We start from the raw sequence: 14,369 nt of genomic DNA on the forward strand, positions 1-14,369 counted from the left end.
GGACCGGATCGCACGCGGGGGCGCGGGACACCGCGGCGTCCCGCGCCCCCGCCGACGGCCCGCTCAGGGCTGCCCACCCCGGAGGCGACCCGGTCACTCAGCGATTTGTCGACATTGCGCCAGTACTGCACCGCCCGCGCCAGCACCGGGTCGCTGACGCCGGCCTTCAGGTGGCCGACGATGTTGGACACCAGCCGCTCCCGCTGCGCGTCGTCCAGCACCTCGCGGACCTGAACCGGTACCCGGGCGCTCCGTCGAACGGCATGGCCTGGACGTACGGCGTCCAGAACGGGTGGTCGCCGCCCTCGACGGCCTCCCAGAGGTCCTGCCGGTGGAGGTCCGGATCCGGTCCGGCCAGCCGTGCGCGAGCGCTCGTCGCTCGGCACCCGGGTCCCGGTGTGTCGGTGGTGTGCGGAACCGCCGACTCGGACACGGTGCCCTCCGTTGCGCGCCGAACTGCCCCCGGACGACACTGACCGCGGCCACCGGGGCGTGCACCCTGACCGGGTGGTGGCCGTGTACCGCCAGGTAGGCTGCCCCGGCCACGCCTTCGTCGGCCGAGCGGCGCCGACGGCAGGCCGACCGACCGGCTGTGGAACACGGACCGCAGACCCGCCGACCCGCCGACCCGCCGACCCGCCGACCCGCCGACCCGCCGACCCGCCGAACGAGGAGCCCCCGGTGCCCGAGCTGCCACCGCCGATCACCGTCGTCGGGATCGGCGCCGACGGCTGGCCCGGCCTCGCCACCACCTCCCGGGCGGCGCTGAGGACGGCCGAGGTGGTGATCGGCGGCCCGCGCCAGCTGGCCCTGCTCCCCGCCGCCGAGGTGGCCGCCGAACGGGTGCCGTGGCCGTCCCCGCTGCGCCCGGCCGTCCCCGGGCTGCTCGCCGAGCACGCCGGCCGCCGGGTGGCCGTGCTCGCCAGCGGCGACCCGATGTTCTTCGGCATCGGCCGCACCCTCGCCGAGACCGTCGGCGCCGAACGGCTGCGCGTCCTGCCGCACCCCTCCTCCGTCTCCTACGCCTGCGCCCGGCTCGGCTGGCCGCTGGAGGGCACCGAGGTGGTCAGCCTGGTCGGCCGCCCCCTGGACACCCTGACGCTCGCCCTGCACGCCGGCCGCCGGTTGCTCGTCCTCGGCGCCGACGCCCGGACGCCCGCCGCCGTCGCCGCGCTGCTCACCGCACGCGGCTTCGGCACCGCCCGGCTGCACGTGCTGGAACAGCTCGGCTCCCCCGGCGAGCGGCGGCTGGACGGCCCGGCCGACGGCTGGCCGCACCCCGCGGGCGACCCGCTGAACGTCATCGCCGTCGAGCTGGCGGACGGCCCCCGGACCTCGCTGGTGCCCGGCCTGCCCGACAACGCCTACGAGAGCGACGGCCAGCTGACCAAGCGGCACGTGCGCGCCGCCACCCTGGCCACCCTCGCGCCCGCCCCCGGCGAGCTGCTCTGGGACGTCGGCGGCGGCTCCGGCTCGATCGCGATCGAGTGGCTGCGCGCCCACCGGGACAACCGGGCGGTGACCGTCGAGCGGAGCGCCGTCCGGGCCGAGCGGATCGGCCGCAACGCCGCCGCGCTGGGCGTGCCCCGGCTGCGGGTGGTCACCGGCGCGGCGCCGGACGCGCTCGCCGGGCTGCCCGCCCCCGACGCCGTGTTCATCGGCGGCGGCCTCACCGCGCCCGGTCTACTGGACGCCTGCTGGGCGGCGCTGCCGCCGGGCGGCCGGCTGGTCGCCAACACCGTGACGCTGGAGTCCGAGGCCCTGCTGACCAGCTGGTACCGGCGGCACGGCGGCGAGCTGCTGCGCCTCGCCGTGGCGCACGCCGTGCCCGTGGGCGGCTTCACCGGCTGGCGGCAGGCGATGCCAGTCACCCAGTGGTCCGCCGTCAAACCTTCGACCGATCCAGGAGCGAGCTCGTGACCGTCTACTTCATCGGGGCCGGCCCGGGCGCCGCCGACCTGATCACCCTGCGCGGTGCGCGCATCCTGGCCCGCGCCGAGGTCTGCCTGTACGCCGGCAGCCTGGTGCCGCGCGAGCTGCTGGACGAGTGCCCGGCCGGTGCCCGGCTGGTCGACACGGCCCAGCTCGACCTGGACCGCATCGTCGCCGAGCTGGTCGCCGCCCACGAGGCCGGGCAGGACGTGGCCCGGCTGCACTCCGGCGACCCGTCCGTGTTCAGCGCCGTCGCCGAGCAGATGCGCCGGCTCGACGCGGCGGGCGTGCCCTACGAGATCGTGCCCGGCGTGCCCGCCTTCGCCGCCGCGGCGGCCGCGCTCAAGCGCGAACTGACGGTGCCGACCGTCGGCCAGACCGTCATCCTCACCCGGATCGCCAAGCGGGCCACCCCGATGCCCGAGGGCGAGGACCTCGCCACGCTCGGCCGCAGCGGCGCGCTGCTGGTGCTGCACCTCGCCGCCGGGTACATCGACGACGTGGTCGAACAGGTGCTGCCGCACTACGGCGCCGACTGCCCGGTCGCCGTCGTGGCGATGGCGAGCCGCCCGGACGAGCTGGTGCTGCGGGGCACCGTCGCCAGCATCGCCGAGCAGGTGAAGGCGGCGGGCGTGGTGCGCACCGCCGTCATCCTGATCGGCCGCACGCTGACCGCCGAGCAGTTCCGGGACAGTCACCTCTACTCGGCGGACCGCGAGCGCCCGCACGAGCCCTGCGACGCGTGAGGGCCCACCTGCTCGTCCTCGGCGGCACGACCGAGGCGCGGGCCCTCGCCGCCGCCCTGGCCTCCGACCCGGCGCCGGAGGGCTCCGGGCCGAGGGTCACCAGCTCGCTCGCCGGGCGGGTCGCCGCACCGCGGCTGCCCGCGGGCGAGGTCCGGATCGGCGGCTTCGGCGGACCGGACGGGCTCGCCGCCTGGCTGCGCGCGGAGCGGGTGGACGCGGTGGTCGACGCCACCCACCCGTTCGCGGCCGTCATGTCGCGCAACGCCGCGCTGGCCGCCGCGGCCACCGGCGTCCCGCTGCTGGCGCTGCGCCGGCCCGGCTGGTCGCCGGTGGACGGCGACCGCTGGCATCCGGTGGAGTCGCTGGACGCCGCCGCCGCCGTGCTGCCCGGGCTGGGCCGGCGGGTCTTCCTCACCACCGGCCGTCAGGGCATCGGCGCCTTCGCCCACCTCGACGGCCTGCGCTTCCTGGCCCGCTCGGTCGACCCGCCCGAGCCGCCGGTGCCCGCCGCCCTCGACGTGCTGCTCGACCGCGGCCCGTTCACCCTGGACGGCGAGCGGGCGCTGCTGCGCGAGCACCGGATCGACGTCGTGGTCACCAAGGACAGCGGCGGCGCCGCCACCGCCCCCAAGCTCACCGCGGCGCGCGAACTCGGCCTGCCGGTGGTGGTCGTGGAGCGGCCGGCGCCGCCGGCCGGGGTGCCGGTCGCCGCATCGGTGCCGGCCGCCCTGGACTGGCTCGCGGCGCGCGGTCTCGCTCCCCGGTAAACCGGGCGACGGCCGGCGGCGGCCCTGCCAGGATGGGCCGATGAGAGCCGAAGAGCGCACCCGGACCGAACAGACCGCCGACGAACGCGCCACCCTGGTCAGCTTCCTGGACTTCCAGCGGGACACGCTGGCGATGAAGTGCGCCGGGCTGAGCACCGAGCAGCTCCGCGCGCGCGTCCTGCGGCCGTCCGCGCTCTCGCTGCTCGGCCTGGTCCGCCACCTCGCCGAGGTGGAGCGCAGCTGGTTCCGCAACACCTTCGCCGACGAGGCCAGGCCCGGCTTCTGGAAGCACCCCGACGGCAGCTTCGCCGAGTTCGACGTCGACACGGCCGACCCGGCGGAGGCCTTCGCCGTCTGGCGCGGCGAGTGCGACCACGCCCGGGAACTGGTCGCCGCCGCCGAGTCGTTGGACTCCCTCGGACACCACGGCGAGGAGGCCTTCTCGCTCCGCTGGATCCTCACCCACATGATCGAGGAGTACGCCCGCCACAACGGCCACGCCGACCTGCTGCGTGAGCACCTGGACGGCGCGACCGGCGAGTAGCCGGGCCACGAGCAGCGACGGAGAACCGATGCGGACCCACCGGAAGGACCACCACACCGCCGGGCCGGACGTCGCCGGCCTGCTGACCGGCCTCGACGGGTGAGGCCGGCCGGCGGGCGGCCCGTCAGATGTCGCGGAAGGTCTCGATCTGGGCGCCGATCGAGTTGAGGCGCTCGGCGAGGTCCTCGTAGCCGCGGTTGATGACGTACACGTTGCGCAGCACCGAGGTGCCCTTCGCGGCGAGCATCGCGAGCAGGATGACCACGGCCGGGCGCAGCGCCGGCGGGCAGACCATCTCGGCGGCGCGCCAGCGGGTCGGGCCCTGGACGAGCACCCGGTGCGGGTCGAGCAGCTTGATGTCCGCGCCGAGCCGGGTGAGTTCGGTCAGGTAGATGGCGCGGTTGTCGTACACCCAGTCGTGGATCATCGTGGTGCCGTTGGCGGCCGCGGCGATCGCGGCGAAGAACGGCACGTTGTCGATGTTGATGCCGGGGAACGGCATCGGGTGGATGGTGTCGACCGGCGCGGTCAGCTTGGAGGGGCGCACGGTGAGGTCGACCAGCCGGGTGTAGCCGTTGTGGGCCCGGTACTCGGGGGTGCGGTCGTAGTCGAGGCCCATCCCCTCCAGCACCGCGAGCTCGATCTCCAGGAACTCGATCGGCACCCGGCGGATCGTCAGCTCGGAGGAGGTGACCACCGCGGCGGCGAGCAGGCTCATCGCCTCCACCGGGTCCTCGGCCGGGGTGTAGTCGACGTCGCGGGTGATCTCGGGGACGCCGTGCACGGTGAGGGTGGTGGTGCCGATGCCCTCGATCTTCACGCCCAGCCGCTCCAGGAAGAAGCAGAGGTCCTGGACCATGTAGTTGGGGGAGGCGTTGCGGATGACGCTGACGCCGTCGTGCCGGGCGGCGGCGAGCAGGGCGTTCTCGGTGACGGTGTCGCCGCGCTCGGTCAGCACGATCGGCCGGTCCATCGGCGCGCCGGGCTGGACGGAGGCGTGGTAGGCGCCGGAGGTGGTGGCGACCTCCAGGCCGAAGCGGCGCAGCGCGGTGAGGTGCGGCTGGACGGTGCGGGTGCCGAGGTCGCAGCCGCCCGCGTACGGGATGGCGAAGCGGTCGGCGCGGTGCATCAGCGGGCCGAGGAACATCAGCACGCTGCGGGTGCGGCGGGCGGCCTCGACGTCCATCGCCGCGAGGTCGAGCTCGGCGGGCGGGGTGAGTTCGAGGTCGCGGCCCTCGTTGGTCCAGCGGCTCTTGACGCCGATGCTGGTGAGCACTTCGAGGATCCGGTACACCTCCTCGATCCGGGCGACCTGGCGGATCGTGGTGCGGCCGGTGGTCAGCAGCGAGGCGCAGAGGATCGCGACGCAGGCGTTCTTGCTGCTGCGGACGTCGATCGCGCCGGAGAGCTGGGTGCCGCCGGCGACCCGAAGGTGCATCGGGCCGGCGTAGCCGAGGGAGACGATCTCGCTGTCGAGGGCTTCGCCGATGCGGGCGATCATCTCAAGACTGACGTTCTGCTTGCCCTGTTCGATGCGGTTGACCGCGCTCTGGCTGGTGCCGAGGGCCTCGCCGAGCTGGGCCTGGGACCAACCACGGTGCTGACGCGCGGTGCGGATGAGGGTGCCGATACGGGTGAGGTAGTCGCCTGTCACTCGCCAGACCATATCTCATGCTTGAGATAGCAACAGGGTCGGGGGCGGGCAATGCGTCACCTTTGTCCATTTCTGCTCCGGATTGACGAGGCATCGGCACACCACCGCCACACTCCTGTCACGGATCCGGTGCCCCGCGACCTCACGGGCCGAGCGGTTCCGCCCGGCCCACGATCGTGCCGGCCCGGTCGATGCAGATGACGTCCACCGCGACCGGCGAGCCGACCAGCACCCCGAGCGCGGTGGCCCGGGCCGCCTCGGCGACGAGGTCACCGAGCGGAACGCCGGCCGCGCGGCAGAGCTGGATCGCCTCCAGGGCCGTGTTGGCGGCCGCGACCGCCGCGACCAGCTCGGGCCCGGCGCCGCCGGTGCGGGCCAGGCCCGCCAGGTAGCCCTGGTCGACCTGGGAGCGGGCCGAGTGCAGGTCCAGGTGACCGGCGGCCAGCTTGGAGAGCTTGGCGAAGCCGCCCGCGACCGTCAGCCGCGGCACCGGGTGGCGCTTCAGGTACTTGAGCACCGCCCCGGCGAAGTCGCCCATGTCGAGCAGCGCGTCCTCGGGCAGGCCGTGCACGGTGGCGGCCACCTTCTCCGAGGTCGAACCGGTGCAGCCCGCGACATGGGTGCGCCCGACGGCCCGGGCCACGTCCACCCCGCGCCGGATGGAGTCGATCCAGGCGGAGCAGGAGTAGGGGACGACGATCCCGGTCGTGCCGAGGATCGAGAGCCCGCCGAGGATGCCCAGGCGCGGGTTCCAGGTGGAGCGGGCGATCTCCTCGCCGTGGTCCACCGAGACCTCCACCACGACGTCCCCGCCGCCGCCGAACTCGGCCGCCACCTCGGCGACCGCGTCCCGGATCATCTGCCGGGGCACCGGGTTGACGGCCGGCTCGCCGACGGCCAGCGGCAGTCCGGCCTTGGTGACCGTCCCGACGCCGGGACCGGCCCGGAACACCACCCCGCTGCCCGGCTCCCCCGCCCACACCGTCGAGCGGATCAGCGCACCGTGCGTCACGTCCGGATCGTCCCCGGCGTCCTTCACCACCGCGGCCATCGCCCGGCCGGCCGCCCGCTCCTCCGCCGCCAGCGCGAAGCCGGGTCGCTGCCCCTTCGGCAGGGTGATCACCACCGGATCCGGGAAGACCCCGGTCAGCAGCGCCTGGTAGGCCGCCTTGGTCGCCGCCGTCGCACAGGCGCCCGTCGTCCACCCGGGCCGCAGCCCGCTGCTCCTCAGCTGCCCGGCCCGTCCACCGACCTCCGCCACGCCGCCCGCTCCTCACCTCGCGCGGACCTTTGAACCGGCCCGCCGGCCTCCATCGTCCCCGGCCGCCATCCTCCCCGCCGCGGGCGGGGAGGAGGGCGGGGCTCACACCTCCGGGTAGCGGCGGGGCGTCCAGACCACCTGGGTGCCGTTGCCGCGCCGGACGGCCCGGGTCTGGGAGGAGCCGATCAGCAGGATGGTGCGCATGTCGACCTCGGCGGGGTCGAGGTCCCCGAGGCGGACGGTGCGCACGCGCTCGGTCGGGCCGCCGACGTCGCGGGCCATCACCACCGGCGTCCCGGGGTCGCGGTACTCCAGCAGCAGGTCCCGGGTCAGGCCGACCTGGGTGGTGCGGGACTGCGAACCGGGGTTGTACAGGGCCAGCACCAGGTCGGCCTCGGCCGCCGCGCGCAGCCGCTTGGCGACCACCTCCCAGGGCTTGAGGCGGTCGGAGAGCGAGACCACCGCGTAGTCGTGGCCGAGCGGGGCGCCGGCCCGGGAGGCGGCGGCGTGGGCGGCCGTCATCCCCGGCACGATCCGGACCGGGACGTCGCCGTAGGCCTCCTCGCAGGCGACCTCCAGGACGGCGGTGGCCATCGCGAAGACGCCCGGGTCGCCGGAGGAGACCACCGCGACGTGGTGCCCGCGCCGGGCGAGGTCCAGCGCGAACTCGGCCCGCTCGGACTCCACCTTGTTGTCGGAGCCGTGGCGCTGCTGGCCGGGGCGCTCGGGCACCCGGTCCAGGTAGGTGGTGTAGCCGACCAGGTCGGTGGCGGCGGCGAGGGCGCCGCGCGCCTCGGGGGTGAGCCAGAGCGGGCCGGCCGGGCCGGTGCCGATGACCGTCACGCTGCCGGGGCCCGCGGCCGGCGGGGCCGGCCGCTCCAGCGGCGCGACCTTGCTGGGCAGCACGGCGACCGAGAAGTAGGGGACGCTCTCGGGGTCGACGTCGGCCAGCGGGCCGGTGCGCTCGCCCGCCATGAAGGCCCGCTCGACGTACTGGGCGTCGGCCAGCCGGCCGGCCCGCTCCAGGGCGCGGCGGACGGCGGGGAAGGTCCGGCCCAGCTTCATGATGACGGCGGAGTCGGCGGAGGCGATCCGCGCGGTCAGCTCCTCCTCGGGCAGCGTGCCCGGGATGACGGTGAGCGTCTCCTCCGCCTCGGTGAGCGGCACCCCGAGCCGGGCGGCGGCGGCGCTGACCGAGGTCACGCCGGGGACCACCTCGGTGGGGTAGCGGTGCGCGAGGCGCTTGTGCATGTGCTGGTAGGAGCCGTAGAAGAGCGGGTCCCCCTCGGCGAGCACCACCACGCTGCGGCCGGCGTCGAGGTGGGCGGCCAGCCGGTCGGCGGCCTCCTGGTAGAAGTCGTCCAGCGCACCCCGGTAGCCGCCGGGGTGGTCGGTGGTCTCGACGGTGAGCGGGTAGACCAGCTTCTCCTCGATCTGACCGCCCGTCAGATAGCGCTCGGCGATGGACCGGGCGATGGACCGGCCGTGCCGGGCGCTGTGGTACGCCACCACGTCGGCCTTGCCGATGAGTTCGGCGGCGCGGACGGTGACCAGCGAAGGGTCCCCCGGGCCGAGCCCGACCCCGTACAGCCGGCCGGTCTGCTGAGCGTCCGTCACTCTTCCTCACTCGCAATCGCGTTGATGGCCGCCGCGGCCATGGCACTGCCGCCCCGCCGGCCGCGCACCACCAGGTGCTCCAGGCCGGACGGGTGCGCCGCCAGGGCCTCCTTGGACTCGGCGGCGCCGATGAAGCCCACCGGGACGCCGATCACCGCGGCCGGGCGCGGCGCGCCCGCCTCGATCAGCTCCAGCAGCCGGAACAGCGAGGTCGGCGCGTTGCCGACGGCGACCACCGCGCCCTCCAGCCGGGGCAGCCACAGCTCCATCGCGGCGGCGCTGCGGGTGTTGCCCATCCGCCGGGCCAGCTCGGGCACCGACGGGTCGGTGAGGGTGCAGATGACCTCGTTGTCGGCGGGCAGCCGCTTGCGGGTGACACCGCTGGCGACCATGTTCACGTCGCAGAGGATCGGCGCCCCGGCGCGCAGCGCGGCGCGGGCGGAGGCGACCGCGCCCGGCGAGTACACCAGGTCCTCGACCAGGTCGGTCATGCCGCAGGCATGGATCATCCGCACCGCGACCTGGGCCACGTCGGCGGGCAGGGCGGCGAGGTCGGCCTCGGCCCGGATGGTGGCAAAGGACTGGCGGTAGATGGACGCGCCGTCCTTCTCGTACTCGATCACTTCGTGGTCCTCCTGGCCTCGGCGACCGCCTCGGCCGTCTCCTCGTTCGTCACGTCCACGGCCGCCCCGGCGGCTGCCGGACCGTTCACCGTCACCCGGTAGCCCTGCCCGGTGGCGAGCACGTCCACCCACCGCCCGGCCGGGTGGCCGCAGCGCCGTTCACAGCCCGACCAGTGCACGGGCAGGCCCCCCGTCCCGGCCGCCTCCAGGGCGCGCGCGGCGTCGGCCCGGACGTCGGCCCTGGACGACCCGCAACCGGGCAGCCCGGTACAGGCGGTGGCCCGCTCCCAGGCGGCCCCGGGCGCGGTCCGGAAGCCGGCCGCCGCCAGGTCGGCGAGCCGCCCGGGGGCGGCGCCGGGCAGCACCGCACCGCGCCACGGGGTGAGCCGCAGCTCCCCCTCGGCGGCGTCGACCAGCGCCCGCCACTGCGCGCCGGAGGCGGAGCCGAACCGCAGGGCGACCGAGAGGCCGCCGGGCACCGCGCCGAGCGGCGGCGGCGTACCGGCGAACGCCGGCAGCTTCACCGAACCCGGCGGCACCAGGTCGGGTACGTCCCGCAGGTGCCAGGCTTCGCGGCCGGTGGCGCGCAGCACGGCCACGAAGTCCCGGGCGACCGCCAGCGCCGTGTCGACGGCCCGCTCGGCGGGGACGGGCCGGGCGGTGTCCGCGCGGGCGAGGCGCAGCAGCGCGCCGCCGTCCGGGCCTGCGATCAACGTCACATCGGCGTTCAGGGTGGCCACGTCGCCGCGTCCGTCGTCCAGGGCGAACAGGAACTTGCCGGAGAGGGCGGCCGCCCAGGGGCTCGCGCACAGCTTCGCGTCCAGTTCGCGCGCCCAGGCCCGGACGTCGGCGAAGCCGCCGGCCGGGCCCGGCGAGGCGACGATGTTGCGGACCCGCTCATGGGTGTCGGAGGGCAGCAGCCCGACCGCCCGCAGCCGCCCGCCGAGTTCGGCGCCGCACTCCGAAGCCAGGCCCCGCAGCTGGACGTTGCCGCGCGAGGTGATCTCCAGGTGGCCGTCGCCCAGCGACTCGGCGGCCCCGGCCAGGGCCAGCGCCTGATCCTCCGTCAGCAGTCCGCCGGGCAGCCGGACCCGGGCCAGGGCGCCGTCGGCAGCGGTGTGCAGACGAAGCGCCCCCGGGCAGGCGTCCTCGCGGCCCCGGCCGGTCACGGCGGGGGCCGGCGCGGTCGCGTCGGGTGTGGGTGGCATGGCCGCGAGCATACAGATGATCCGATCGCTTGCCGCTGTCCCGCGGGTCACACTCTCGGCCGCTCTCCCCCTGGTCAGCCGCACCCCGTACGATGCTGCCGGGCGGCCCCGCGGGGCCGTCCGCACGCCAGCGACGGCGCAGGGGAGGAAGCCGGTGCAAACCCGGTGCGGTCCCGCCACTGTGACCACGGTTCAACCGTGGGAGCCAGGAACTCCTGCCGTCCTCCACCGGCCCGGGGCGCGGACCCCGAGGAAGGCTTGACGCCATGCGCCGCCGCATGCCCGCGACCCCGTCGTCGCACGTGCCTCCACGGGCGACCCCGTCGTCGCCCGTGACCTTGCCCTTGCCCGCCATCGAGGCCGGGAGGGCCTTCGCATGATCCTGCTGCTGTCGACGTCAGACACCGACCTGCTCAGTGCCCGGGCCGCCGAGGGCCCCGTCCCGTACCGCCTCGGCAACCCGGCCCGGCTCTCGCCCGAGGAGCTGCCCGCCCTGCTGGAGGGCGTCGAACTGGTCGTGGTGCGCCTGCTCGGCGGCCGCCGCGCCTGGCAGGAGGGCCTGGACGCGCTGCTGGCCGGCCCCCGCCCGGTGATCGTGCTCACCGGCGAGCAGGCGCCGGACGCCCAGCTGATGGAGCTGTCGACCGTCCCGGCCGGCATCGCGGCCGAGGCGCACGCCTACCTCGCCCACGGCGGCGCCGCCAACCTGGCCGAGCTGGGCGCCTTCCTCTCCGACACGGTGCTGCTCACCGGCCACGGCTTCGCCCCGCCCGCCTCCGCCCCCGCCTGGGGACCGCTGGAGCGCGAGGCCCGGACGACCGAGGGCCCGATCGTCGCGGTGCTCTACTACCGCGCCCACCACATGAGCGGGAACACCGCTTTCGTCGACACCCTCTGCCGGGCGATCGAGGACCAGGGCGCGCGCGCCAGGGCGTACTACTGCGCCTCGCTGCGCGGCGCCGAGCCGGAGCTGCTGGCCGCGCTGGGCGAGGCCGACGCGCTGGTCACCACCGTGCTGGCCGCCGGCGGCACCCGCCCGGCCGACGCGCAGGCCGGCGGCGACGAGGAGGCCTGGGACGCCGGCGCGCTGGCCGCGCTGGACCGCCCGATCCTCCAGGCGCTCTGCCTCACCTGGTCGCGCGCGCAGTGGGAGGCCAGTGACGACGGCCTCTCCCCGCTGGACACCGCCACCCAGATCGCCGTCCCGGAGTTCGACGGCCGGCTGATCAGCGTCCCGTTCTCCTTCAAGGAGCTGGACGAGGACGGCCTCACCGTCTACGCGGCCGACCCCGAGCGCGCCGCCCGGGTCGCCGGCACCGCCGTCCGGCACGCCCGGCTGCGGCACATCCCGGCCGCCGAGCGGCGGCTGGCGCTGGTGCTGTCCGCGTACCCGACCAAGCACGCCCGGGTCGGCAACGCCGTCGGCCTGGACACCCCGGCCAGCGCGATGCGCCTGCTGGCGCGGCTGCGCGCGGAGGGCATGGACCTCGGCTCGGACCTGCCGGGGCTGGACACCGTCCCCGAGAACATGCACGAGGGCGACGCGCTGATCCACGCGCTGATCGCGGCCGGCGGCTACGACCAGGACTGGCTCACCGAGGACCAGCTGGCCCGCAACCCGGTCCGCATCCCGGCCGCCGACTACCGCCGCTGGTACGCGACCCTCCCCGAAGCCCTGCGCACCCGCGTCGAGGAGCACTGGGGCCCGGCCCCCGGCGAGCTCTACGTCGACCGCTCGCAGAACCCGGACGGCGACATCGTGCTGGCCGCGGTCCGCTCCGGCAACCTGCTGGTGCTGATCCAGCCGCCGCGCGGCTTCGGCGAGAACCCGGTCGCGATCTACCACGACCCCGACCTCCCGCCCTCGCACCACTACCTGGCCGCCTACCGCTGGATCGCGGCCGCGCGGCAGGACGGCGGGTTCGGCGCCGACGCCGTGATCCACCTCGGCAAGCACGGCAACCTGGAGTGGCTGCCCGGCAAGACCGCCGCGCTCTCCGCCGCGTGCGGACCGGACGCCGTCCTCGGCGACCTCCCGCTGATCTACCCGTTCCTGGTCAACGACCCGGGCGAGGGCACCCAGGCCAAGCGCCGCGCCCACGCCACCCTGGTCGACCACCTCGTCCCGCCGATGGCCCGCGCCGACTCCTACGGCGACATCGCGCGGCTGGAGCAGCTGCTCGACGAGCACTCCAACATCGCCGCGATGGACCCGGCCAAGCTGCCCGCGATCCGGGCCCAGATCTGGACGCTGATCCAGGCCGCCAAGCTCGACCACGACCTCGGCCTGGACGAGCGCCCCGAGGACGACGGCTTCGACGACTTCCTGCTGCACGTCGACGGCTGGCTCTGCGAGATCAAGGACGCCCAGATCCGGGACGGCCTGCACGTCCTCGGCCAGGCGCCGGCCGGCACCGACCGGGTCAACATCGTGCTCGCCATCCTGCGCGCCCGGCAGATCTGGGGCGGCGTCAGCACCCTCCCCGGCCTGCGCGAGGCGCTCGGCCTGGACGAGGCCGCGCTGACGCTGGGCGCCACCGACGCGGCCGAGGCCCAGGCGCGCGCGCTGGTCGAGGCGATGGAGGCCGAGGACTGGGCGCCGGAGGCCGTCGAGAAGGTCGCCGCCGGACTGCCGGCCGCCGTCGCCGACGTGCTCGCCTTCGCCGCCACCCAGGTGGTGCCGCGCCTGGCGGCCACCACCGACGAGCTCGACGCCGTGCTGCACGCGCTCGGTGGCGGCTTCGTCCCGGCCGGGCCCTCGGGCTCGCCGCTGCGCGGCCTGGTCAACGTGCTGCCGACCGGCCGCAACTTCTACTCGGTCGACCCGAAGGCCGTGCCCAGCAAGCTCGCCTGGGAGACCGGCCAGGCGCTGGCGGCCTCCCTCGTCGAGCGCTACCGCGCCGACAACGACGGCGCCTGCCCGCCCTCGGTCGGGCTCTCGCTCTGGGGCACCAGCGCGATGCGCACCGCCGGCGACGACATCGCCGAGGCCTTCGCGCTGCTGGGCGTGCGCCCGGTCTGGGACGACGCCTCGCGCCGGGTCACCGGCCTGGAGGCGATCTCCCTGGAGGAGCTGGGCCGCCCGCGGATCGACGTCACCCTGCGCATCTCCGGCTTCTTCCGGGACGCCTTCCCGCACGTGGTCGCCCTGCTGGACGACGCGGTGCGCCTGGCCGCCGCCCAGGAGGAGGACGCCGCGGACAATTACGTCCGCGCCCACGTCCAGGCCGACCTCGCCGTGCACGGCGACGAGCGCAAGGCCACCGTCCGCGTCTTCGGCTCCCGCCCAGGCACCTACGGCGCAGGTCTGCTCCAGCTGATCGACAGCCGCGACTGGCGCACCGACGCCGACCTCGCCGAGGTGTACACGGTCTGGGGCGGCTACGCGTACGGTCGCGGCCTGGACGGGCGGCCGGCCCGCGAGGAGATGGAGACGGCGTACAGGCGGATCACCGTCGCCGCGAAGAACACCGACACCCGCGAGCACGACATCGCCGACTCGGACGACTACTTCCAGTACCACGGCGGCATGGTGGCCACCGTGCGGGCGCTCACCGGCAAGGCCCCGACCGCCTACATCGGCGACTCGACCCGCCCGGAGACCGTCCGCACCCGCACCCTGACCGAGGAGGCGGCCCGGGTGTTCCGCGCCCGGGTCGTCAACCCGCGGTGGATGGAGGCGATGCGCCGCCACGGCTACAAGGGCGCCTTCGAGATGGCGGCCACCGTCGACTACCTCTTCGGCTACGACGCCACCACCGGCGTGGTCGCCGACTGGATGTACGAGAAGCTGACCCAGGAGTACGTCCTCGACCCGGTGAACCGCGAGTTCCTGGCCGACGCCAACCCCTGGGCGCTGCACGGCATCAGCGAGCGCCTGCTGGAGGCGGCCGAGCGCGGTCTCTGGGAGCAGCCCGACCCGGAGCTGATCGAGCAGCTCCAGGCCGCCTTCCTGGAGACCGAGGGCGACCTGGAGGGCGACGAGGGCTGACGGGCGCCGACGAGACCTGACGGGCG

Annotated in this window: 11 protein-coding genes, 1 pseudogene and 1 riboswitch; of the genes and pseudogenes, 5 read left to right on the plus strand and 7 right to left on the minus strand. The window is 75.4% G+C overall.

Annotated elements, in window-relative coordinates; translation table 11 throughout:
• Nucleotides 1-74 precede the first annotated feature (74 nt).
• Together ABZ497_RS19990 and ABZ497_RS19995 are read right to left on the minus strand one after the other, a co-directional pair.
• Nucleotides 75-230, minus strand: a pseudogene (locus ABZ497_RS19990) (catalase-related domain-containing protein); the annotation flags it as partial.
• Nucleotides 167-697, minus strand: coding sequence for a catalase (locus ABZ497_RS19995; protein ID WP_359806961.1), 531 nt, complete (start codon nucleotides 695-697; stop codon nucleotides 167-169). The gene ABZ497_RS19995 and the pseudogene ABZ497_RS19990, both read right to left, overlap by 64 nt.
• Here ABZ497_RS19995 and cbiE point away from each other — a divergent pair.
• From cbiE to ABZ497_RS20015, 4 genes are read left to right on the plus strand one after another with little or no spacing between them, the layout of a single operon-like run.
• Nucleotides 682-1,920, plus strand: coding sequence for a precorrin-6y C5,15-methyltransferase (decarboxylating) subunit CbiE (gene cbiE / locus ABZ497_RS20000; protein ID WP_352292485.1), 1,239 nt, complete (start codon nucleotides 682-684; stop codon nucleotides 1,918-1,920). The two genes, ABZ497_RS19995 and cbiE, sit on opposite strands and share 16 nt — an antisense overlap.
• Nucleotides 1,917-2,678, plus strand: a complete 762-nt coding sequence (cobM, locus tag ABZ497_RS20005; protein WP_359806964.1) for a precorrin-4 C(11)-methyltransferase — start codon at nucleotides 1,917-1,919, stop codon at nucleotides 2,676-2,678. Before cbiE ends, cobM begins: the two co-directional genes overlap by 4 nt.
• Nucleotides 2,675-3,445 (plus strand): cobalt-precorrin-6A reductase, encoded by a 771-nt coding sequence (locus tag ABZ497_RS20010; protein WP_359806967.1) that lies wholly within the window; start codon nucleotides 2,675-2,677, stop codon nucleotides 3,443-3,445. The genes cobM and ABZ497_RS20010 overlap by 4 nt, the downstream gene beginning before the upstream one ends.
• A 40-nt stretch (nucleotides 3,446-3,485) precedes the next feature.
• The gene (locus tag ABZ497_RS20015; protein WP_359806969.1) at nucleotides 3,486-3,989 is read left to right on the plus strand and encodes a DinB family protein; all 504 of its coding nucleotides are present in this window, start codon (nucleotides 3,486-3,488) and stop codon (nucleotides 3,987-3,989) included.
• Nucleotides 3,990-4,113: 124 nt separating this feature from the next.
• Here ABZ497_RS20015 and ABZ497_RS20020 read toward each other — a convergent pair whose 3' ends face one another.
• From ABZ497_RS20020 to ABZ497_RS20040, 5 genes are all read right to left on the minus strand, one after another.
• Nucleotides 4,114-5,643, minus strand: coding sequence for a UDP-N-acetylglucosamine 1-carboxyvinyltransferase (locus ABZ497_RS20020; protein WP_329490699.1), 1,530 nt, complete (start codon nucleotides 5,641-5,643; stop codon nucleotides 4,114-4,116).
• 142 nt (nucleotides 5,644-5,785) lie between these two features.
• Complete coding sequence (locus ABZ497_RS20025) at nucleotides 5,786-6,904, minus strand: cobalt-precorrin-5B (C(1))-methyltransferase (protein ID WP_359806972.1); 1,119 nt, start codon at nucleotides 6,902-6,904, stop codon at nucleotides 5,786-5,788.
• A gap of 102 nt (nucleotides 6,905-7,006) precedes the next feature.
• Nucleotides 7,007-8,521, minus strand: coding sequence for a precorrin-2 C(20)-methyltransferase (locus ABZ497_RS20030; protein WP_352292495.1), 1,515 nt, complete (start codon nucleotides 8,519-8,521; stop codon nucleotides 7,007-7,009).
• Nucleotides 8,518-9,144, minus strand: coding sequence for a precorrin-8X methylmutase (locus ABZ497_RS20035; protein ID WP_359806975.1), 627 nt, complete (start codon nucleotides 9,142-9,144; stop codon nucleotides 8,518-8,520). Before ABZ497_RS20035 ends, ABZ497_RS20030 begins: the two co-directional genes overlap by 4 nt.
• Entirely contained in the window at nucleotides 9,141-10,352 is a 1,212-nt protein-coding gene (locus tag ABZ497_RS20040; RefSeq protein WP_359806977.1) for a hypothetical protein, read from the minus strand. Before ABZ497_RS20040 ends, ABZ497_RS20035 begins: the two co-directional genes overlap by 4 nt.
• Nucleotides 10,353-10,496: 144 nt before the next feature.
• Nucleotides 10,497-10,567: riboswitch (cobalamin riboswitch) on the plus strand.
• Between the two features lie 161 nt (nucleotides 10,568-10,728).
• On the opposite strand from ABZ497_RS20040, the gene cobN reads away from it, so the two are divergent.
• Entirely contained in the window at nucleotides 10,729-14,343 is a 3,615-nt protein-coding gene (gene cobN, locus ABZ497_RS20045) for a cobaltochelatase subunit CobN (protein ID WP_359806980.1), read from the plus strand.
• Nucleotides 14,344-14,369 lie beyond the last annotated feature (26 nt).

It is taken from the genome of Kitasatospora sp. NPDC005751, assembly GCF_040630835.1.
In the GTDB taxonomy this organism is placed as follows: domain Bacteria; phylum Actinomycetota; class Actinomycetes; order Streptomycetales; family Streptomycetaceae; genus Kitasatospora.

What these genes read in the sequence shown, in the direction of transcription:
- ABZ497_RS20040 (WP_359806977.1), bottom strand. Translation starts at nt 10,352, where the DNA reads ATGCCACCCACACCCGACGCGACCGCGCCGGCCCCCGCCGTGACCGGC.
- ABZ497_RS20015 (WP_359806969.1), top strand. Translation starts at nt 3,486, where the DNA reads ATGAGAGCCGAAGAGCGCACCCGGACCGAACAGACCGCCGACGAACGC.
- cobN (WP_359806980.1), top strand. Translation starts at nt 10,729, where the DNA reads ATGATCCTGCTGCTGTCGACGTCAGACACCGACCTGCTCAGTGCCCGG.